28 protein-coding genes are annotated in these 21,869 nt (G+C 36.1%); 4 read left to right on the forward strand and 24 right to left on the reverse strand.

Annotation, left to right across the window (positions count from 1 at the left end):
- Window positions 1–560 precede the first annotated feature (560 nt).
- Entirely contained in the window at window positions 561–1,799 is a 1,239-nt protein-coding gene (locus EDD61_RS13110) for a carboxylate--amine ligase (RefSeq protein ID WP_008690013.1), read from the forward strand.
- Between the two features lie 225 nt (window positions 1,800–2,024).
- The gene (locus EDD61_RS13115; RefSeq protein WP_008690015.1) at window positions 2,025–2,720 is read left to right on the forward strand and encodes an aspartate/glutamate racemase family protein; all 696 of its coding nucleotides are present in this window, start codon (window positions 2,025–2,027) and stop codon (window positions 2,718–2,720) included.
- 289 nt (window positions 2,721–3,009) lie between these two features.
- Here EDD61_RS13115 and EDD61_RS13120 read toward each other — a convergent pair whose 3' ends face one another.
- From EDD61_RS13120 to EDD61_RS13150, 7 genes are all read right to left on the reverse strand, one after another.
- Window positions 3,010–3,531, reverse strand: coding sequence for a helix-turn-helix domain-containing protein (locus EDD61_RS13120; protein WP_132225767.1), 522 nt, complete (start codon window positions 3,529–3,531; stop codon window positions 3,010–3,012).
- Between the two features lie 222 nt (window positions 3,532–3,753).
- Window positions 3,754–3,957, reverse strand: a complete 204-nt coding sequence (locus EDD61_RS14210) for a sensor histidine kinase (protein ID WP_341539322.1) — start codon at window positions 3,955–3,957, stop codon at window positions 3,754–3,756.
- A gap of 257 nt (window positions 3,958–4,214) precedes the next feature.
- Window positions 4,215–4,610, reverse strand: coding sequence for an iron chaperone (locus EDD61_RS13130; RefSeq protein WP_008690024.1), 396 nt, complete (start codon window positions 4,608–4,610; stop codon window positions 4,215–4,217).
- Window positions 4,611–4,717: 107 nt separating this feature from the next.
- Window positions 4,718–5,182 carry a helix-turn-helix domain-containing protein gene (locus EDD61_RS13135; protein WP_008690026.1) on the reverse strand — a complete coding sequence of 155 codons (465 nt, stop codon included), beginning with the start codon at window positions 5,180–5,182 and terminating at the stop codon, window positions 4,718–4,720.
- A 133-nt stretch (window positions 5,183–5,315) separates the two neighbouring features.
- The gene (locus EDD61_RS13140; RefSeq protein ID WP_008690028.1) at window positions 5,316–5,933 is read right to left on the reverse strand and encodes an SAP domain-containing protein; all 618 of its coding nucleotides are present in this window, start codon (window positions 5,931–5,933) and stop codon (window positions 5,316–5,318) included.
- 252 nt (window positions 5,934–6,185) lie between these two features.
- Window positions 6,186–6,857 (reverse strand): class I SAM-dependent methyltransferase, encoded by a 672-nt coding sequence (locus EDD61_RS13145; protein ID WP_243642729.1) that lies wholly within the window; start codon window positions 6,855–6,857, stop codon window positions 6,186–6,188.
- 1,046 nt (window positions 6,858–7,903) lie between these two features.
- On the reverse strand, window positions 7,904–8,434 hold the full coding sequence (locus EDD61_RS13150; protein WP_132225769.1) for a DNA alkylation repair protein: 531 nt from the start codon (window positions 8,432–8,434) through the stop codon (window positions 7,904–7,906).
- A 51-nt stretch (window positions 8,435–8,485) separates the two neighbouring features.
- On the opposite strand from EDD61_RS13150, the gene EDD61_RS13155 reads away from it, so the two are divergent.
- The gene (locus EDD61_RS13155) at window positions 8,486–8,920 is read left to right on the forward strand and encodes a hypothetical protein (RefSeq protein WP_008690036.1); all 435 of its coding nucleotides are present in this window, start codon (window positions 8,486–8,488) and stop codon (window positions 8,918–8,920) included.
- Window positions 8,921–9,013: 93 nt separating this feature from the next.
- On the opposite strand, the gene EDD61_RS13160 is transcribed toward EDD61_RS13155, so the two are convergent.
- The 5 genes from EDD61_RS13160 to EDD61_RS14195 form a co-directional block, all read right to left on the reverse strand.
- Window positions 9,014–9,190, reverse strand: coding sequence for a cysteine-rich KTR domain-containing protein (locus EDD61_RS13160; protein ID WP_132225771.1), 177 nt, complete (start codon window positions 9,188–9,190; stop codon window positions 9,014–9,016).
- Window positions 9,191–9,235: 45 nt separating this feature from the next.
- Window positions 9,236–9,556 (reverse strand): hypothetical protein, encoded by a 321-nt coding sequence (locus tag EDD61_RS13985; RefSeq protein WP_207901055.1) that lies wholly within the window; start codon window positions 9,554–9,556, stop codon window positions 9,236–9,238.
- A gap of 62 nt (window positions 9,557–9,618) precedes the next feature.
- Entirely contained in the window at window positions 9,619–10,176 is a 558-nt protein-coding gene (locus EDD61_RS13990) for a poly(ethylene terephthalate) hydrolase family protein (RefSeq protein WP_207901056.1), read from the reverse strand.
- A 16-nt stretch (window positions 10,177–10,192) separates the two neighbouring features.
- Window positions 10,193–11,167, reverse strand: coding sequence for an alpha/beta hydrolase (locus tag EDD61_RS13170; protein WP_008690042.1), 975 nt, complete (start codon window positions 11,165–11,167; stop codon window positions 10,193–10,195).
- Entirely contained in the window at window positions 11,164–11,298 is a 135-nt protein-coding gene (locus EDD61_RS14195; protein ID WP_008690044.1) for a hypothetical protein, read from the reverse strand. The genes EDD61_RS13170 and EDD61_RS14195 overlap by 4 nt, the downstream gene beginning before the upstream one ends.
- A 128-nt stretch (window positions 11,299–11,426) precedes the next feature.
- Between EDD61_RS14195 and EDD61_RS13175 the strand changes: the two genes are divergently transcribed.
- A complete protein-coding gene (locus tag EDD61_RS13175) occupies window positions 11,427–11,963 on the forward strand; it encodes a TetR/AcrR family transcriptional regulator (RefSeq protein ID WP_008690045.1) in 537 nt (178 codons plus the stop codon).
- 57 nt (window positions 11,964–12,020) lie between these two features.
- Here the strand turns inward: EDD61_RS13175 and EDD61_RS13180 are convergent, their stop codons facing one another.
- From EDD61_RS13180 to EDD61_RS13235, 12 genes are all read right to left on the reverse strand, one after another.
- Window positions 12,021–12,398, reverse strand: coding sequence for a TnpV protein (locus EDD61_RS13180; protein ID WP_008690046.1), 378 nt, complete (start codon window positions 12,396–12,398; stop codon window positions 12,021–12,023).
- Window positions 12,399–12,664: 266 nt separating this feature from the next.
- Window positions 12,665–13,039: a hypothetical protein gene (locus tag EDD61_RS13185; RefSeq protein WP_243642730.1), complete on the reverse strand. Its 375-nt coding sequence runs from the start codon at window positions 13,037–13,039 to the stop codon at window positions 12,665–12,667.
- 480 nt (window positions 13,040–13,519) lie between these two features.
- Entirely contained in the window at window positions 13,520–13,924 is a 405-nt protein-coding gene (gene rpsI, locus EDD61_RS13190; RefSeq protein ID WP_008690048.1) for a 30S ribosomal protein S9, read from the reverse strand.
- Between the two features lie 12 nt (window positions 13,925–13,936).
- A complete protein-coding gene (gene rplM, locus EDD61_RS13195) occupies window positions 13,937–14,374 on the reverse strand; it encodes a 50S ribosomal protein L13 (RefSeq protein WP_008690049.1) in 438 nt (145 codons plus the stop codon).
- 124 nt (window positions 14,375–14,498) lie between these two features.
- Window positions 14,499–15,296 carry a histidinol-phosphatase gene (locus tag EDD61_RS13200; protein WP_008690050.1) on the reverse strand — a complete coding sequence of 266 codons (798 nt, stop codon included), beginning with the start codon at window positions 15,294–15,296 and terminating at the stop codon, window positions 14,499–14,501.
- Window positions 15,297–15,568: 272 nt separating this feature from the next.
- The gene (truA, locus tag EDD61_RS13205) at window positions 15,569–16,324 is read right to left on the reverse strand and encodes a tRNA pseudouridine(38-40) synthase TruA (protein WP_008690051.1); all 756 of its coding nucleotides are present in this window, start codon (window positions 16,322–16,324) and stop codon (window positions 15,569–15,571) included.
- A gap of 170 nt (window positions 16,325–16,494) precedes the next feature.
- On the reverse strand, window positions 16,495–17,307 hold the full coding sequence (locus EDD61_RS13210) for an energy-coupling factor transporter transmembrane component T family protein (protein ID WP_008690052.1): 813 nt from the start codon (window positions 17,305–17,307) through the stop codon (window positions 16,495–16,497).
- Window positions 17,300–18,160 (reverse strand): energy-coupling factor transporter ATPase, encoded by an 861-nt coding sequence (locus EDD61_RS13215; RefSeq protein ID WP_132225773.1) that lies wholly within the window; start codon window positions 18,158–18,160, stop codon window positions 17,300–17,302. Before EDD61_RS13215 ends, EDD61_RS13210 begins: the two co-directional genes overlap by 8 nt.
- Window positions 18,136–18,963 (reverse strand): energy-coupling factor transporter ATPase, encoded by an 828-nt coding sequence (locus EDD61_RS13220; RefSeq protein WP_008690055.1) that lies wholly within the window; start codon window positions 18,961–18,963, stop codon window positions 18,136–18,138. The genes EDD61_RS13215 and EDD61_RS13220 overlap by 25 nt, the downstream gene beginning before the upstream one ends.
- Window positions 18,964–19,250: 287 nt before the next feature.
- Entirely contained in the window at window positions 19,251–20,093 is an 843-nt protein-coding gene (locus EDD61_RS13225; RefSeq protein WP_132225775.1) for a MerR family transcriptional regulator, read from the reverse strand.
- 16 nt (window positions 20,094–20,109) lie between these two features.
- Entirely contained in the window at window positions 20,110–20,850 is a 741-nt protein-coding gene (locus tag EDD61_RS13230) for an ABC transporter permease (protein ID WP_132225777.1), read from the reverse strand.
- Entirely contained in the window at window positions 20,847–21,560 is a 714-nt protein-coding gene (locus tag EDD61_RS13235; RefSeq protein ID WP_424353163.1) for an ABC transporter ATP-binding protein, read from the reverse strand. The genes EDD61_RS13230 and EDD61_RS13235 overlap by 4 nt, the downstream gene beginning before the upstream one ends.
- Window positions 21,561–21,869 lie beyond the last annotated feature (309 nt).

Consider the following 21,869-nt stretch of genomic DNA (forward strand, 5'->3'; position numbering starts at 1 on the left):
GTTCATCCTGAGCCAGGATCAAACTCTCCATTTGATTTAGCTCAAAACGTTTACTAACGTTTTTCTTATTTGTTTATCCGAGAATTACTTCTCTTTTTTCATTGAAATTGACGTTTCCTGTTCAGTTTTCAAAGACCGATAGCATCCACTGCTTGGTGGACGTCACTCTCGTTGAGTGCCTGTTTATAATACATCAATTTATCTTTCATGTCAACGCTTATTTTTTATTTTTTTCACTTTTTAAAAAGCTTTTTTTACTCACCTTTTATGTAAACGTTTACACATTTATTCATTAAAAAAAGAAGTTTTCTCACTATTGATAACTCCCTATCCTAAACAACTCACATAGCATCTTTTCCCCCTCCTAATCCTATCTTTTAAAAACATTACATACTCATGCCCTGAATTCATCATACTTTAAGATTTTATTAAAACCTCTAACCAAAAATATGCTATAATGATTAACGCAATGTGAATATATAGATGTATGAAAATAACAACGAATATGATCACATGGACGATAAACTACATTGAATATAGAAAAGAGGTAAAACTACAATATGGATATTCTAGTAAAAAACACCAACCGCAAGTTTCTACCAGTCATCTTAGGTACTGACGCCAATGCCTATGGAATAGCAAAATCCTTCCATAAAGAATATGGAATTACATCTCTCTCTTTAGGGAAAGCTCCTTTATTAGAAACAAAAAAAAGTAACATTGTAAAAGTAATGACCTTTCATGAATTTGATCATGATGATAACTTTGTTAAATATATTGAAGAAGTAGGTAAGACCTATCATCAATATTATGAGCACTTACTGCTCATCGCTTGCGGAGACCGTTATACCGAACTGATTGTTAATCACCGCGATGTTCTGGATAACTATTTTGTGACAAATTACATTTCCAATGAAATGAAAGAAAAATTAGAAAATAAAGAAGATTTCTATCAGATTTGTGAAGAATACGGACTCGACTATCCAAAAACTTTTATTATAACGAAAGCAAATAAAGATAACTTCACTCTACCATTCGACTTTCCTGTAGCGGCGAAAGCTAGCAATTCTATCGAATATGTAGATCTGGAATTTGAAGGAAAGAAAAAGGGCTACCGTGCTGAAAATATGGATGAATTAAGACAAATCCTAGATGCGGTATACAATGCCGGCTATACCGGCAGCATGATCATTCAGGACTTCATTCCAGGTGATGACAGTACAATGTATGTCTTAAACAGCTATTCTGATCGCGATGGTAAAGTAAAAATGATGTGCCTTGGACATTGTGTCAGTGAAGATTATACACCACATGGTATTGGCAATTACAATGCAATCGTCCAACAAGCAAATAAACAGGTATATGCACGCTATCAGAAATTCCTTGAAGATATGCACTACACTGGATTTTCTAATTTTGATATGAAATATGATGTCCGTGATGGTAAATTCAAAGTATTCGAAATCAATATCCGACAAGGTCGCAGCAGCTATTTCACAACTGCGTCTGGATGTAATCTAGTAAAATATCTTGTTGATGACTTGATTGAACATAAGCAAATGGAAACACATTATCACGATAATCCATATCTATGGCTCCACATACCACCGAAATTGTTGTTGAAGTATGTTTCCAAGGATTCTTATGCACAGGTAAAGCAATTAATTCAAGAAAAGAAATATGACACAACACTTTTATATAAAGAAGATCGCTCCTTATTCCGCGCCGTCATGATCCGCCGATTTTATCATATGGCTTATAAAAAGTATAAGCTCTATTTCAATAAACGTGGGATTTAATCATAAACAGCATTCTTGCTGTTTTTTTATTATCATCCTAGTAACCTATTCATTAGAGCACAAGAATGACCTCCCCCTTTTTTCTTTTTCACATTCAGGTGGATCGTACCTTAGTAGTCAAAACTTTTAAATAAGCTCTCTAATTTCTTAAACGTTTTCTTATTTTGTCATATTGTTTCCCTTTTTGATGTATGATACTATTAAGGGCAGGATAGGAGGTGCTCCATGAATTATCAACTAGGTATTATCGGTGGTGTCGGCTCAGAAGCGAGTGCATACCTATATGAAAAAATATTACGTGCAACCAAGGCACCTACCGATCAGGACCATTTAAATATGGTGATATTGAATCATGCCGAGATTGCTGATCGCACGAGCTATATCTTAGATCATACAAATGATAATCCTCTTCCTTATTTTATGGAAGATCTGCATTTACTCAATCAGATTGGGGTAAAACTCATTTTGATTCCATGTAACACTTCGCATTTTTTCTATGATGAATTTCAAAAGGTAAGTCATGCACCTATTTACCATTTGATTGACCATACGACAGAACGATTAAAAAAAGAAGGCATAAAAAGAGTTGGAATATTAGCGACTGATGGTACAATAAAAAGCCAATTGTATCAGAAAAGCTGTGAGTCACAACAGTTAGAATGGGTCATCCCAAATCAGGAAAATCAACAACATGTTATGTCTTTAATTTATGATGATATTAAAGCCGGTAAACCTATTCATAAGGATAAATTAATCAGCATCATCAAAGAGATGGAAGAACAGCAGGTTGAGCGTATGATCTTAGCTTGTACAGAATTATCGATTTTAAAAGAGCGTGAGCAATTAGATGAACGCTTTGTAGATCCCTTAGAAATCGCCATCGACTATACACTTGAAATGTTTCACAAGCAAAAAAGATGATTTTTATACAAATAGTCAAAGGTTTTCGCTATGATCAATAAGATCGATTCGTGAAAACCTTTTTCTATGATATCTTAATATATTTAAGTTTATATAGTATCTGTATTCTTTTTTTAATTGTAAAGCAAGAAGCAACTTTATTTACAAAACAACTTTAATCACTGCATCATACCGCCATTTATTTGCTAACAAATGCAATATATTGCTAATACATGAGAATTCATTGAACTAGTTTTAAATAACAGGTGTTCAAATAAGAACACCTGTTATTTCCACTTATTCTTTTCTTCTATAGTCCATGTAATTTTCTATTTCGTGTCAAAATAGCACCGATAATAGCAATCACAGCTGCCACTGGTGCGATCCTGATAAACAACCACTCAAAGATATGAACCCCAACTCCCTGAACCGCCGTTTCTGGATTACCGTAATCCCAATTTAGATAGGCACTATTTAATGTGAGGAAAAACACAAAAATCACTACCAATAATAAGCACAATGTGATAAAGACCCAATGCAAAATCTTCCGCCTTGTTTCCTTCCTTTTTGCCAGTTGTAAATTAATAACTTCAAGTTTTTCTGCTATTGCTTTTACATCATCAGCCTCTTGTTCAATAATCGATTCACCGAGTAATGCACTAACTGGTGTTTCAAAAATTTCCGAAATTGAAATTAGCATATCCGAATCTGGAACGGATAATCCATTTTCCCACTTTGATATCGTTTGACGCACAACATTCAATTTGATTGCAAGCTCTTCTTGTGAAAGCCCCTTCGCTTTTCTAATTGCCTTAATATTTTCATTTAACATTTCTAGGCTCCTTTCTCATGTCCTAATACCACTATAAGAAATCCACCCTATTGCTACAAGCAATGCATTTTAACATATTAAAGCCAAGTAAGCCTCAAGGATTCCTTTTATACGAAAATGCAAGTGCAATGATGATCATCTCAGCAACATCCTGCGAATTTAACAACTGCAATCTTAATGTTTTTAACAACACGTTTTTTCATGTGATATCGCTAAGCTTTTCTAAACATCTTTTTCCTCTAAATAAATTGAATTGTTATTTGTGTTAATCTGGATGATTACATCATCGTCTTCTTGTCTGGCCTCTATCTCCCAATGCAAGATAAGACAAATTTCTTTTACAATAGACAATCCCAACCCTGTAGAATCTTTATGGCGAGATTTATCACCCTTATAGAATCTATCGAAAAGTTTTGATATTTCAATTGGGTCATTTAAATTATAATTCCAATAGCTAGCTTTTGGATACGGTTGCTATAAAGATAATAAAATTGTACTATACTCTTAAAAACCAAGGTCGCTATATGAAATCCTTTGCTTTGACATAATCGGTAATATATGGACCTTCATTAAAAATATTTAAGATATCTCGTAAATGCCTTATTATTTCAAAAACGGTTGATCATATAGCAAACCGCTTCTTGTACATTCTATATTAAATTAGCAAACCAAAAGTTATCAAATCAGCCTAAACACCATTTTACAATATTTTCAATCAATTCTGTAGGTAATGCTTTATCATAAGGAAAATAAATAGCATTTTTCTTAGTGACAAGTCCTTTTAACTCTAATGCAAAATTTTCAATAGTTTCAACTCCTACATAAAAACTGATATGCTTTTTACAAGCAGAAAATGAGATGGATTTTCCTTCTTTTTCATAATATGGCATACTCCATAATATACGTTCATTTACACAAGGGACACTGTTTTGTATTGCATTCATCATCTCCTTTAAGTGGGAGTGTGTTTCTATAGGTTGCGTATCTATATATTCTAATACTGTTTTAGGAGCTTCTCCACAGTAATGACCTTGATTCGTTCTTTTAAATTCTCTGCCGCATCTTGGGCACATCCACATATATTGTTTCCTCCGTAAATTCTATTTATTCTTTCATTAAATCTATTATGACATCTTATAAACTTGCATACAAATTTAAAACAACCAAAATCACATAGATTGTAATGCTAGTTAATTCTATTTATTGCTTTTCCAAGCCTTATTCTCATATAAATTCCATATCCCCAAACAAAGCACCCTACTGCTAGTGTTATCATTTTTTGTATTGTAGTCTTAGCCACAGCAGATGTCAATGTCATTGTAATAATGATTCCTATAAATATAAGTAATTCTGTTAAAACACGTAGGTTTTCTAATTCATGTTTGGCCATAAACATAGCTAGTGTATTTTGTTCAGATTCTTTTCTTTCCTCAAGCTCATTTAACCTTTTTCCACAGAGTAATTCATTTACACTAATATGTAATGCTTCACATAATTCAAGCATAAGTGATGCATCTGGCATACTTTTACCGGTTTCCCACTTTGAAACTGCTCTGTTTGTTATGCCTAATTTTTCAGCAATCTGTCGCTGTGTCATATTTGATTCTTTCCGACAATCAGCTATAAACCTACCAATTTGAATTTGATTCATTCTTGTCACCTCCTAATCCAAAATATCATACAGAAGATATTAATTCTATACACAATGAGTCGACTATACAATAATCAACCTTTGGTTGATTAAACAACTTATAACTTATCCTTTTTGTTAAATAAGAATTTAACTATTTCTGGTACTCTTTTATTTTATCAAAATAGATATCTAAAAGTTCTTTAGAATAAGTCTTTTCTTCTGTTGAATTTCTGACTTCTTTCCAAAGAATAGATGCTACTTTTAATTTATTAGAATAATTTACACTGTTTTCATCTGCACAAAAATCTTTTAAAAATTGATTCCACTGACAAACTGATTTATCATATTGGGCATAGTTCAATTCGCCATAATAAATTTTCAGCATATCTTGTATTGTAAACGCTATATTTTTTTCACTTTTCACTTTTCTCCATGCTGCGGCCATATTTGCGGTAAATTTAAAAGGTGAAATGCCTGTTAAAGTCGAAAAACACTCTCTAAATTTAGCATTAAAAGAGAATCCACATTCAAGTAATGGTGTATCCAAAGTTACAACATCTACTTGAGCATACTTAGTTTGTTTTGAAGATTTTTTTATCAGATTACCTTTAAAATACTGCTCAATACTATAAATAAGTTCTTGCTTTGTACCTCTATACTCCAATCCTATTGATTTACATATTTGTGAGAGTTCTTCACGATACCAATAGTATTTACTGAACTCCTCAAATGAATTAATATTTATAAAATTAGGTCTATTTTCTACCATTCTTCCACCTTCACAAATCCAAATTTGATTTTTATAAAATCTATTATGACAGTTTATAAACCTAAATACAAGATTTTAAAAACTGTTCCTATTTGAACACCTAAAATCATATAAACTAAAAATTAGCTCTCAACTTTATTGAATACAACCGTTTTAGTGTTTTAAAATCATTTTTTATTGCAAGTAATAATATATAACGTTCCTTTTCTTATCTCAATTGATTTTATGTTTTCAACATTTTCTGGTAACAGTTTAATAGGTGGAACTATTTTTTCTATTTTTGAATGGCTTTCCAAAATAAGGCAGTTTTTCATATTTTTGTGCAACTTTCTCTGTTTCATCACAAATCATGATTTTAGCACCTTTTTTTGCGACCCTAACCATTTCATAAATTGCTTTTTGTTTATCATTAAATAAGTTAATACCACCAATATGATAAACAACATCAAATGAATTATCCTTAAATGGCAAACTCTCAGCATTTGCATAACATAATGTAATCGGTAGCTTATATTTATTTTTATTTTTTACACTTTGAAGAAGTTGCCCCATAGATATATCTATTCCGTAATAATCTGCATTTCTTGTTAGATATTTTACATTAGCTGCTGTCCCAATAGATACTTCTAATACCGTTGTATTTTCTTTAATATCAAGATAGTTTAAGTAATCCATCCGTGCTTTTTCTTCACCACCAAAAAAACTGTACCATATCTTTTGACCTATCTCATAGAATGGCGCAAAACTATTATAAAAATCCGTGCTCTTTTTATTTGAACCTTCTATTTCCTCTTTTTGAATAAATTGAATAATTCCGTTTTCATCTTCAACAAATCGTTCCCCAGTTCTATTGTCTATTAAACAATTTTCATCGACTTCTAATTCATTAAGATTATTTGGATTTTTCCATATCTTCTTTTTCATTTTTACATCCTCTGTGTATTTATAACGAAATACTTAACACTAAATTCATATCAGTTCTTTTAATTAAATCTATTATGACACTTATAAACAAGAATACAAGATTTCAAAACAGTGTTCCTATTTGAACACTAGACTATATCTATATTTCTTATAAGAATTATCTTTTATTCTTTTATAGATTTCAAACTGTCTGTTTATCTCATCTTCTAAATTTAACATCATACCTTTTGCTTCCAATATACGTTCTATTGCTTGCTCAGGGGTAAGTATATGATATGGTAAAAATAATCCTCTAAACTCTTTCGGCTTTACAATTTTATAGACTCTAATCGATGATAATTCATACGTATATGAAAAATATCTATATAAATACCCTACCCAATACATTTCATTTTTTGTATATTTTACTGATCTTTTTTATATTCTTCTTCAACTTGTTTAATATCTTTTGGTTGTAAATTCATTTGCAAGATACTTTCATTATCTATTGCTTTTACCACTTTATTATTCATAAATCTTCGCATGAATATTTCAGAGCTCGTTGATGTTAGATCCATTTAACAGAATCTCATCAATATATTTACCTTTTCCCCTATATTATATTCCCGCTAATTTTACTTTATCATCACCAAGTTTAGAATCAAAAATTCTAATCTCTTTATAGTAGTTCATTATCATATATCACAACAATACTTAAATAAGTTCAATATAAACTTATTTATATCATAGTACTTAAATATGTTATATATGTTTTAAAATAACTTAAAGTAATATTGACAACTAAAAATTCCATGTAATCTTTCAACTTTATAACATCAAACTATGAACTGGCATGAGATATAAAGAATCATTTTGAGTGATATGTAAATACACTCAATTAGCTTTATAAAAAGCAAAGAGTTTTCGATTCAAAGAATATTATCTCCTATCCAGTCATTATATCATTCAGTTAAACACATCTTCATCTATGACTATCAAATAAAGGAAAAGTAATGCTGAAATGGTGTTTATAATTGAATACCTGAAAGCAAGCAAACTGGAATTTGTTATTTAACAAACTTATTTGCCAATTTATATACTTGATTGATTTCTTTGCTTTCCAACTTCCAACTATCCAGTTCGGTTTTAATCAGCTCTGGATATTTTTTGCTTATATCCCTTAAAGCGTTACCTACCGACTTTCTAACATATGCGCTGGAGTCCTCTCGCAAATCAGCTAATCGTTCAATCGCTTCCATAGGGTTTTCTTTGAAATAAGGTCTGCTTGTCCAAATTCTTAAACCTTCTGTAACAGCCCGTCGAGTATTAGGGTTGCTGTTTTTCAACCATTCATCAATTATTGGAATAGCATTTTCGTATCCTTTTTTCTTACAGAACTCATCAAATGATTTTGCTAATATTTCTTGAACTCTCCAATTATCATCATTAGAAACTGTATAAGGATTTTGGAGGTCAAGCAGAGCGAGATACACGACAAAGTAAGCAGTTCTATCCGCAAAAGCGGCTGGCTTCCCAATCTGTTCCGCAGTATCGTAAGTCGAGCAAAAGACTTCCTGCAAAACCTTATCCGTGAACACGGTATGCCGCCAAAGCCCACGCTTGATATTGATATGGCGGAGTTCCAAACTATGCAAAACCTGATGATACGGGTACAGGACGAAGCAAGAGGGATTAGAAATTTGCAGGACAATGTTCTGCCCAAGCTGAGAACACAGCTTTCAGAGACAACAGGGATTTTCAAGGGCAAGGAACGAAAAGCTCTTACCGAGCAGATACAGCAGACCGAAGCCGAAATCTCCGAAAGGCTTGACAAGCTGCCCGATATTCTGAAAGAGGACGGTTATCCCGATGTGCAGGCGTTTATGGCAACCTACCGAGAGGCGGAAGCCGTTGTAGAACAGTACAACCGCAGTTTTGCCGAGTGGGAGCGACAGGTCAAGGAAAAGCGCAGACCGCAGAAATCGCCCGAAAAAGAGAGCGTCAGAAACAGGCTCAGGCAGTTGCAGGAGCAGGGCAAACAGCAGCAACGCAGAAAGAAATCCTTTGACAGAAACAGCCGATAGAAAACAACGAATGCCACGCTTTGCGAGACATTCTTATGTTAAGAAAAACCGCCGCTATGGTGTTACCCATACACGGCGGCATACATAGTCTTGTCAGCGTTCCTGCTTTTGAATGACGGTTATCTGCAAACCCTTTGCATTGATGTGCGTTTCCTGTTTGTATTTTGGGCAGTAGAGGGGATAGTTTATTAATACGGTATCTTCCCGCAGTCTGTCACGGGTTTTGTTGCCGCAGACAGGGCATAGTATCCATTCTGTTTTCGTGTTCATCACCGTTCTCTCCAATGAAAACTAGTATTCTCCACGCAAACAGCATTATTTAACTTTCTGCGAAGTGAAGTCCTGATACCTTGTGTTGTTCTTGATTTCAGCTTCATTCCCAAAGAATGCCGTTCCGTTGGTTTCAATTCCTTTTAGATAGTAATCAAGCCATGCGATTACATATCCATTTGCCTCATATAAAACTGCCCCATGGTCAACATTATTACTTAGCCTTGCCATTACAACGTCTGTATTCAGTTGCTCAAACATATCTTCCATTTTATACAATGGCGTTACTGTTTCACTGTCAAATTTTCCAGTCCCTGCAATTATCATTGTCGGTATTGTTACATTTTCTAATCTGTAAGCATACATATCATCCGTATCAAGATTAAATCCCCATTTAAGTCCTAATGCTAATTCTTGATTTGTTGGACTTAATGAAATATTGCTTTATACATATCAGAGTTATCGTATTCTAAGGCTGCATTAAATGCTCCTTCGCCACCTTGAGAATGCCCACAAACTGCAACTTTACTTGTATCTACTTTATCGGCAATTTCTTTTGTATTTAGTGCAAAGTCAAGTGTTTCAGATGCGTGTTTTCCGTCCCAACTTATTTCGTAATTGCATCCTACAACAACATAGCCCCAACTTGCAAAATGTTCAAAAACTGCTTTATACTTATCCCATGGAGTTCCTGAACCATTTACCATAACAACAAGCGGATATGTACCTTCCTCTTTCGGCATATACACCACAAAATTATTATCATGAGAATCCACTTTTGGAGCATCATAAACCTTAGATTCAAATTCGTAACTACCTAATTTGTTATATTCCTTTTCAATAGTTCCTTCTGTGGCTATTGCATTCCAATATTCTTTCGGTGCGTTTTGTTTTCCTGATGCGATGGTCAGAAAAATGACTAAACCAATGACAAGTACCACGATTACCAAAAAAATGATAAGTAAAACTTTTAGCAATTTCTTCATACCCCGCCTATCTCCTTTATTCGCTCATATATTTATTCAAGTATTCTTCGACCTTCGCCATATATTCGGCATACAGCCTGTTGTCGTTCTGCAAACCGTGACCCGAATGAGGAAGCACGATATATTCGTGGGGAACTCCATTCTCGGTCAACGCTTTGTCAAGACGAACAGAGCCTTCATAAGGCTGAAATTTATCGTGCTGACCATATGCCATAACCGTTGGAACAGTATCTTCATTTACCCACAGGAGTGCTGAAGCATCCTTGACAAGTTCGTCATATTCTGCTGTGCCGAACATTTCAGCCGTAACCTCTTTGCCTGTCATCACGCTGAACATTTCCGCGGCGGCCTCCGCGTTTTGGTCAAAACCATAGCATTTCCAATCTTCGGGATAAAACGATGTAGGACCTACCCCTTCAAACGCCATCATTACAGGTACAGGAGAAGAAGATGCGTCACGGTAAGCATAAATCAAAGCAAGGCATCCGCCCGCTGATCCGCCTGCCGTAGCCATACGGTCAATATTGTATCCGAGCTTTCTTGCTTCCTCTATCACAAACGGAATACTCTCTTTAATTTCGTTCGACTGTGAAAGAACACTTGCTTCAGGATGAGCGTCATCACGCAAGGTATAGTTAATTCCGGCTGCAACATAGCCTTTGGAGCAAAGCCACTGTAATATTTCCTTGTCATCCGTTTTATCGCCGCTTGTAAATCCGCCTGCGTGGAGATATACAACTAAACCGTAGCTTTCCTTGCTATCATCAACAGGGAGATACAAATCGAATTCATTTGCGGGTTTCTCTCCGTATGTAAGGTCTGTTCGGACTGTTCCAATCTCATCGCTCCATTGCACTGAATATTGTTGCATTTCGGGAGATTTATAGCTTATTTTAATTACTATGGATGTTACAAATGTGACGATAAAAACCACGATACACAGAAAAACAAACGCTCCTGTTTTCATACCTTTTTTTGTACCCTTTCTCATAGAAAATTACCTCCGAACATCGTTCCGCCGAGCAGTAGGTTCATAACGGCACGGACGGCAAGTCTTCCGAGTACAAAAGCAATGACCATGACAACCAGTATAATGATTGCTCGTTTCATCGTAAGTGACATTTTCTTTCCTCCTGATATTTTTATTCGCTATTGACATGCGCTTTTGTTCGCATTATAATGATGATACATTTATTTCGTCGTTATTATTGTATCGTCAAATATTTAAGTAATCAAGAGGTGTATTGAAAATGAGACAAAATGCTAAAAAAGTATCACCGATGAGCAACGAGGGGCGGAATGCATATGTTATAAAACATTTGACGGACGCATTTCTTTCGCTGCTTGCAGAGAAGCCGTTAGAAGATATTTCTATCAGCGAATTGGTTGATACAGCGGGTGTTGGAAGGGCCTCTTTCTACCGCAATTACAAGCGAAAAGAAGATATTTTGAAAGCATATTTAGACACTCTTTTCCGTGAGTGGACAGACGAATGGAAAAAGAACGATGGTGTTCCGCTAAGCAAGCAAATCCACACAATGATTGTTCATTTTGAAAAGCACCATTCCTTTTACCAGCTTTTGAACGAAAGAGGACTTACCTATCTTCTGAAAGACGTGATTATCGGTATTTGTGGGCCGAAACCAGAATATGAAAAGACACAGGCTTACACTACGGCGTTTGTTGCCTATACGCTGTATGGTTGGATTGATGTATGGTTTCAGAGGGGAATGGTGGAATCTGCTGATGAAATTGCAGAATTATTTTCTGCACAGGGACTATTATAATATATGACCGAGATTATAAAACGGGAGACGGTATTTATAGACCGTCTCCCATTTGTATTATGCAAATATTAAATCAGCATTGACAATCTCCATAGCTCGGTTGCGAATGTTCGCCATTCGACCAATCCACAGCATTTGATTTTCTGCTTTGAGTGCTTCAGTCATGCCCTCTCTTTCGGCAAGTTGTTTCACCAACCGAGAAAACATTTCTTCCGCTTGCTTATCAATATCGGCAAGATAACTGTTCAGCTTACCGTTTGTCAGAAGCATTGTATAGGCAGCCTTTTTATGCTCTTTCAGATATCGTCTGTGCTGCTGTCCCCAAATGCCGATAGGTCTTTCTTCTTCGGTTGGTAAGGTAAGACAAGGAATATAGTAATCTCCCTGCAACTCATACCAAAGACCGTTTCTTTCATCATAAATATACTTGTCCATTAAAAAATCCTCCGTTATAATATATTCGCACATATATCACAGTTCTCCGATTGCCACACTCTGTTATATCTTGTTATCAGATTTTCTTGCCCTTGAATTTGCCCTTATAAGCAGTCAGGGGATGAGTAAACTTGTGTGAAATCATATAAAGGGATAAGGCGAACACATTGCGATAAATCCTTTGTTTTCAAGGCTTTTGGAGGATTTTATTGATAACCTATAACCTCTGTTAAGAAGTCATAATTTGTTGTAATTCAAATTCTAATTTACCAAGTATATTGTCTTATTATACGTATTGCTTTTTGCCTATCTTTAAAAATTAAATTTTGCATACTATCGTCATATATTTTCTCATATTTTACTAATGCCTCAAGAATAACATCTATAAGTTCTGGTTTATATTTTGCTATAATAACCACATCTTTAATACATTGTCTTGCTGTGATTGGTTTTTCATCTTCAATATGTTTAAGCCATTGATTAATAATATTATTAACTTTATTATCAGTATCCCATTTTGCATTATAAGCAATTAATCGTAATCCTCTTGTACGAATATATGAATTTGTATGATCATCCATCATATCAACAAACTTATCAAAGTATGGATATAAGTCATTACATTTTTCACTTATATTCAACAGTTCTTTCCATATTTTATATGCTTGTTTATTATCTGCGCAAACAAGCTTTCAACTTGTGTATCAAAATTCACTTCTATCATCTCCTTGACCTTACAAATTCTAATTTTCTTTCATTAAGTTTATTATGTCATCTTCTAAACTAGAATGCAAGATTTAAAAAAGGTGTTGATATTTGAACACCAGACTATCTAATTACACTTTCTACACAATCATTCTATCGCATGGATAAAATAATAACAGCGAATGATTGAAATTTTGCGCTAACTTTACGCCAAAAATTACGCCAGATTTTACGCCTAATTGTTGCTTATTTGCTGCTTATTTCCCATCAATTGAGCCATTTTTCCAAATTCTATAGTACTTCTTGCCACTTTTTATGAAAATTCACAAAATCACTGAACATGAAAAAAAGCCCTTAAATAAAGGCTTTTTCTCGTTTTTGTAATTTTCTTTTGCTCTCTTAAGAAACAATAATAACTATCTCTTAGAGAACTGTGGTGCACGACGTGCAGCCTTCAGACCGTATTTCTTACGTTCCTTAGCACGAGGGTCACGAGTAACAAATCCAGCTGCTTTCAATGCAGGACGATAATCAGCACTTGCTTCCATTAAAGCACGAGTGATACCATGACGCATAGCGCCAGCCTGACCTGTGTATCCTCCACCCTGAACGTTGATCTTGATATCAAACTGTTCTAAAGTTTCTGTTAATTCTAATGGTGAACGAACAACCATACGCAAAGTTTCTAATGGTAAATATTCTTCCAATGTTTTTCCATTGACAACAATATTACCTTTACCCGGAGTCATAAAGACACGAGCAACAGAAGTTTTACGGCGTCCTGTACCATTGTAAGTTACTGTATTTTTCTTAGCTGCCATTTCTTATTCCTCCTATCCTTTGATTTTCAACTCAACTGGCTGCTGAGCTGTGTGTGGGTGTTCTGCTCCAGTATAAACGAACAGATGTCTACGCATTCTGTCACCTAACTTCGTATGAGGCAACATACCATAAACAGATCTTTCAACCCATTCAACAGTATAGTTTTCCTTCATGTTACGTGCAGTACGTGTACGCAATCCTCCAGCGTAACCAGAGTGGTTGTAGTATTTCTTAGTGTCCAGTTTGTTTCCTGTCATTTCGATCTTATCCGCATTGATAATGATAACGAAATCTCCGCAGTCAACGTTTGGTGTGTAAGTAGGTTTATGTTTTCCTCTTAACACAGATGCTACTTCTGTAGATAAACGACCTAAAGTCAATCCTGTTCCGTCAACAACGTACCATGTACGTTTAACGTCTGCAGGTTTAGTAAATGTTGTTTGGCGCATATTTTTACTTCCTTTCCTATGTAGTTTCCGGGGCTACAAAGGCATAAGTGCCTATTTAATAGTTTATTATCAATCCCTCAAGAAGTCAATAAAAATCTTTTGAAATTCATAAAAAATAAACACTTTATCCTTTAAACTTTCCAAATTCTATCGTATCAGTTATATTTAACCCTAAATCCCGCAATCTTTTTATACCTTCAACACGATATGTATCCGTTTTTAAAGCCGATGGTTCATGAGCATCTACACCAATAATGGCTGTATTGCCAATCTCGGCAGCGATTCGCCAGAAATCCTTATGCGGATACTGCTCCGTCTTCATAATTGCATTATACTCAGCACCTGCCAAATTATACTCCAATGGGATTCCTAATTCCTTAGCCGCTATACATAAACGATACGATTCTTCTACCGCTTTATGATCAAACACCCGTTTTCCTCGCATGAATAAATCTGGATGTGCTAAATAAGCATACAGGCCTGTTTTCATACCGGCTATTGCCTCATCCACATAAAGTTTTAAATAGGTGTCATCCTCACAAGCAGTTCCAAAATAAATACGTTTTTCATCCGTCTTATAATAATGATTTCCAAATATAATATAATCCATATCATAATTCACTAGCAGTGTCTTCAACCATCCCATATATTCAGGGAAATATTCACATTCCAGACCAATGCGAATTGCTATCTGATTCTTATATTTCACTTGCAGTTTTTTAATGCTGTTATAATAATCATCAAACTGACTTGCACGCATTCGCATATGTGCCACATAGTCACTCTTATATTGCCAAGGTGAATGATCAGAAAAACCAATTTCTTCATATCCACCTTCGATAGCTGCAAGCACATAATCTTCATCACTGCCGGAAGCATGCATACAACGTTTCGTATGCATATGATAGTTTGTTTTACGCATATAACCTCCTCCTTTCATCTTTATAAATTTCCATGGTAACTATACCATATTCAAGTAAAAAATGGTATGCGAAAAGCCTTCTTTTCCTAACAATAATCTGCTATTTCTTTCCATGATTTTTTATGGTACGCATCAGCTTCTCTGTTTTCTTTCACCTCTTTTAATAATGATACCTTTATTATCATCCATACTAGTTTACTTATACGCCATAGATGCTCTCAAAAAATAAAAAGAACAAAATGGGGGATATCCTTATAACACTGGCATAGTCCCTAATTCTGTTCCTCATCATCTGCATAATCCACACGAACAAGGTATAATCCCTGTGGGACTGCCTTGTAACGACAGGCATGCTTATCTTTCGCTTCTAACATCTTTTTTATATCAGCTTTTGTAATGCGATGTTTACCAGCTTCTATTAATGTTTGGGATAACATGCGTACCATGTAACGAAGGAAACCGTTTCCTTCGAAAATCATATGTACATGATCCTTTTCCTGTAACACCTCTAAACGAGTAATGGTTTTTACACGCGGTTTTCGCGGATCAATCTTATTACTGGTAAAGCTGGTAAAATCGTGAGTTCCTATCAATACAGTAGCGCATTCCTGCATATAAGCTACATCAAGCTTATGTGCATCCTTTGCCATATAATTTTCCTTAAAAGGATTTAAAATATCATTACTAATCAAATAATCATATCGTTTTCCAATGGCATCAAAACGGGCATGAAACGCTTCAGTAACCTGTTTTACGGACTGTATCCGGATATCTTTAGGTAATAGAGAATTCAATGCTTTTATCCAATGCTTCTCTTGTATCTTCATCTCACTGTCAAAATGAAACACTTGAGCTATAGCATGTACACCGGCATCCGTTCGTCCGCTAGCCACGATTGCAACATCATGCTTGTGCATTTTCGCTAATGCTTGTTCAATAACTTCTTGTATAGAAGTAGTATTCAACTGTTTCTGCCAGCCGCCATAGGAACTGCCATCATAGCTGACAACTGCTTTATAGCGTGCCATAGAATTCCCCTTTCCTTACTCTTTTTCTATCTGAACCTCTCGTAATAACCTTTATACCATTACCGCTTAAATATTATCTTAAACGCCTTTATCTTTACAATATGGATAAATGCACTATTACCAATCTTTAGCTTATGTGCTTAACCTTAAGCACTCCCTTTGACATTTCCTTAAAAGAAGCCAAGATCTGTCATACTTAATACAATCATTCCCACCAGAATTAACACACTTAACAACAATAAAGCTACATCCTTCCCATGCATCTTTAACTGTTTATAACGGGTACGTGGGCGACTAGGAATATATCCTCTGGCCTCCATTGCATATGCCAATTCTTCTGCTCTTTGAAAAGCAGAAACAAATAGAGGTACGATCAACGATAAAATGGCTTTCACCTTTTCCATCAGTTTCCCATTTTCCATATCCACACCACGTGATGCCTGTGCTTTCATGATACGCTGAGTTTCTTCAATCAGCGTTGGGATAAAACGCAATGCAATAGAAATCATCATCGCAATATCATGGGCAGGAACTCCAATCACTTTGAATGGTTTTAATAAATCCTCAATGCCTAAGGTTAGTTCTAAAGGCTTGGTGGTTGCTGTTAAAATCGTTGTGATCATGATCATCAATGCCAATCGTATCACGATGTACAGCGTCTGTGTCAAAGCATCTGTATAAATGTTCCAGCTGCCAATGGTAATGAGCACATCCCCACTGCGTACAACAAGCAGATTGATGATAAGTAGAAAGCTTAACATAAAAAGCATTGGTTTCATGGCTCTCCATAAGAAACTAAGCTTTAATTTCGCTAACAACGCAGTTAGTACTACCGCTATGCCGATAATGATATAACCGGTATAACCGGCCGGTATAAAGATTGCTACCATCATTAAGAGCATTGCCCCAATTTTTGCTCTGGGGTCCATGTTATGTATGATAGACGTTAATGGAAGGTATCTACCCAAAGCAATATTATTCATGGGATCTCACCTCTTTCGCTACTGCCTGTGCCAATTCATCTAAATCAAGAATGGAAGAAGCAATATGAAAACCTTGCGCAATCAGTTCTTCTCGTAAGCGTATAATGGCTGGCGGATTGATGCGCAGTTCTTTTAATAATGCAACCGAACGGAAGAATTCCTTTACATCGCATTGCTTTTCAATCTGACCATCCTTAACCACGATGACCTCATCACAGTAATGCAATACATGCTCCATATCGTGGGTAACGATTAAAACCGTCTTATGAAATTCACGATTCATGCGTAAAAACAGTTCCATCATATCTTTTGCTCCTTGCGGATCAAGTCCGGCTGTTGGCTCATCCAACACCAACACACCGGGGTCCATAGCCAAGATACCGGCAATCGCAATACGGCGTTTTTGGCCACCGGATAAATCAAAAGGAGACCGCTCTAAATAGCTTTCATCTAAGCCGACGACGTTGATGACCTTTTTTACAACTTCCAATGCCTCCTCTTCGCTTGCTCCAAAGTTCTTAGGACCGAAAGCAATATCCTTGGCAATCGTTTCTTCAAATAGCTGATATTCCGGAAACTGGAAGACCAGGCCTACCTGTTTACGCAACGCCTTTAAATTTTTTGGTTTTTCCTTAGCGACAATGTTCTTACCTAATACCTCTAACTCTCCTTCACTAGGCAACAACAATGCATTCAGATGCTGTACAAGGGTTGTTTTACCACTGCCTGTTTCACCAATCACAGCAGTAACCTTACCTTCGGGAATATTTAAATTGATATTTTTTAAAGCGGCATAGGAAAAAGGAGAACCTTCATTATAGGTGTGTGCTACATTTTTGAACGTAATTGACATACTTCCTCAACCGCCCTTTCTAGTGTGGTACATGGCGCAATTTCGATATGCGCCTTCTTTAATGCATTTGTGAACTTCAAGGCAAATGGAATATCCAGTTGTAATGCTATCAGCTGTTCTTCCTTCAATAAGATGTCATCCGGTAATCCTTGCATGACAACATGTCCGCCATCCATAACAATAACATGATCTGACTTTGCTACCTCTTCGATATCATGCGTAATCGAAATGATCGTAATACTGCTTTCTTTATGTATTTCCTGGATCAGCTCATTAATTTCTGCTTTCCCTTGTGGATCTAGCATGCTTGTAGATTCATCGAAGATGATGATTTCCGGTGTCATTGCTAAAACGCCGGCGATAGCCACACGCTGTTTCTGCCCACCGGAAAGCTTTGTCGGCTCACTTTGCATATACTTGCTCATGCCGACTTTTTGCGCATAGCGATCGATAATCTCCTGCATATATTCGCTGGCTACCTGATGATTCTCCAAACCAAATGCGATATCATCGGCAACCGTAGCGCCGATAAACTGATTGTCCGGATTCTGAAAGACGATACCAACCTTATCGCGTATATCGTATAGCGTATCCATAGTCAGCTCTTCACCATCCACATAGATATGTCCCTGATCTTTATCCAGCAAACCAATCAATAACTTTGCTATCGTACTTTTGCCACTGCCGTTATGTCCGATAATTGTTGTATAGCTGCCTTCTTCAATCGCAAAGGACACTGCCTCAACGGCATTGCGCTCCTTGTCATAAGAGAAGGTTAGATCTTCTACTCGTATCTTTTCCATATCATCACCTCAAAGTTTAGCCCATTTATTATACAACGAAAGCAGAATGAACACAATAAATTACGCCTGTATTTGTAGATGTGTCAAGACATATGACGTGATAGCGTTCTCATATGGAAACATAAATTTGAATCCAGCAATTCCATCATGCAGATGGAACGCTTTTCCTCACGTATCCTCATCTTCTTCATGTTGATGGCACTAGGCTTCGCAAGCACTTTGGGCTAGTTCATAGCAGTCATCCATGAAAAAAAGTGAAGAATTTTCGCCTTCACTTTCCATATCCTTTACTCCTGTTTTATTGGAAATTGCAGTTCCGTAAGCCATTGTGCACTCGTATCTTTATTCCAAACACCATCGATATACACCTCACGAGGCTCTCCTGCGGCCATATAGCCATGCTCTTCCATGTAAGCAATCAATGCTTGATAGGCATAAGGCAACGTTTCATAACTACCTTTATGAAGGACACAAACCGCTTGCTCCACCTCCGATAATTCGACAAAATGCAAATCCTGCATATCATCCTGCATCGCAGTAACCGCCTGAAATATTTCTGCATCAACCTTATTTGCTTTATATCCTCCATCATGGTAACAAGTAAAGCAATAATCTGGTTCTGCACATATACAACCGGCTTTTTCCATTGCCTCTCCCATTTTTGGCATATAGGTGAATAAATCTTGATAACTATCTAATTGTACACGCATGGATGCACATTTCACCTTAGGCAATGATTTTATAATGGGATGATAAGCAGATACCGTATCCTCTTTGGCCAGATAACCTTCAATGGCAGCTATTTTCTGTGTCAAATCACTCACAGACTGCAGTAACTTACTTTTCTTCATCAATAACATTCCTGTTTCGTTAGCACCACTTAATATTTGTTGAATTTCATCCAAACGAAAACCAATTTGACGTAAAGCGAGAATACGATGTAAGATTGGCAACTGACTAGAACTGTAATAACGATATCCGTTATGCTCATCCACATATGCAGGCTTCAATAAGCCAATCTCATCATAATGACGCAATGCTTTAATCGTAATCTTATTCATTTGCGCAAACATTCCAATACGGTAATAGTAAGGTACCTCTTTTTCTGTACAATGGTAATTCTGTTCCATCTGCATCCTCCTTTTGTTAATCCCAGCGGAATAATCGAATTGCTATTTGATAGCTAAGTATGCCAATTAGTAATAGTATGCCAACCGCCAGTAGTGTTTGTTCATTCCATATCCCCATAGAAACATCCTTTAATACATGAATTCCTTGCGTTAGGGGTAATACATCCGCAATGTGTTGCAACGGTGAAGGAAACAATTCATATGGAATGGTTGCTCCGGATAAAAATAACATAGGGAAATAGACAACACTGCAAATGATATTCGTAACCTTTAGCGAAGGTGATAGACCAGCGATGATCATTCCTATGCCATACATCGAAAATAACACGAAAACGTAAGCTCCTAGAAATAAGAAGGGATTTCCTTCCATATGATAATCAAAAAATAGTATGGCGCATAAGCTTATCATACAGGCTGATACGATTGCCGTCAATGCGGCGATAAGTGTTTCCACTAATAATAACACGCGCGGACTTACCGGTGTCACAAAAAAATGTTTTAAGATTTTTTTATCACGATAATCGCTGAACGTCGTAGGAAGACCCATGAATGCTGTCGCACAGATACCAATGGTGATTAGAGAAGGAAATGCACTTTGCATAAAGGTATAGCCACTATTTCCTGCTTGTTGATCTTTCGCGATAAAACCAATCAAAAATAAGATTCCTACCGGCATGATCACACCAAAAATGATACCATCCGGACAGCGAAGAGCTAATTTCCCTTCTATTTTAAACAATGTCAAAAAGCGCTTCATAACTTAGTCACCTCCATATAGTGCAAATAAGCTTCTTCTAAACTGGCAAAACCTTTTGCAATATCTGCTACAGTTCCTTCCATAATAGCATTTCCCTGTTTCAATAATAAAATGCGATCACACAAATACGCTGCTTCTTCCATATAGTGTGTCGTTAACAAAATGGTCGTACCTTTTTCTTTCCATAACAAAAGACGATCCCAAACCGCTCTTCTTGCGGCTGCATCTAACCCTGTCGTAGCTTCATCTAAAAAAAGCATTTCCGGTTTTGGTAGTAATGCCAATAGGATAGATAACTTTTGGCGTTCTCCTTGTGATAAATGCGCTACAAAATGATGTGCAAACGGCGATAATTCAAACTGTTCCAATAGTTCATGGTAATCTGCAGGATCTTGATACAGTGATGCCATTTCTTCGCATAATTCCCTTACCCGAATATTGTTTTGATAACTTGATGCCTGCAGTTGTACTCCAATCCTTTCAAAGATTATTTTATCTATGCTAGCACCATCTTTCTTTAAGAGCCTGATTTTTCCTTCATCAGGGTTTTGTAAACCAAGAAGCATTTCGATCGTTGTCGTTTTCCCCGCACCATTGTGTCCTAGAATACCGAAGATTTCACCTTTCTTCACCTCAAAAGACAATTGATTCACCGCAATTTGTGTTTGAAATCGCTTTGTCAGATGTTCCACTTGTATACATAATTCCATCATTCATACCTCCTTGTAAATCAAGGATATATCCTCCTGTTACAGGAGAGTCAAGCACTTTAATAAAACTATGAGAACCTTTATCGTACAATGAATAAAAAGATCTTTTGTTGATAAAATATTTACCTGTTTGCTGATCATCAAGAATAATCCATTTAATAAAAAAACTTAATCTTTCGCATCATGATTAAGCATAAGCGTCATCATATGGATAAATCGAGTAGGGTGAAATAAATCACCCTCTCACACCACCGTACGTACGGTTCCGTATACGGCGGTTCGTTTTAATTTCAAAGCGTGTCTCTCTAT

This window comes from Longicatena caecimuris (genome assembly GCF_004341945.1).
Lineage (GTDB): Bacteria > Bacillota_I > Bacilli_A > Erysipelotrichales > Erysipelotrichaceae > Longicatena > Longicatena caecimuris.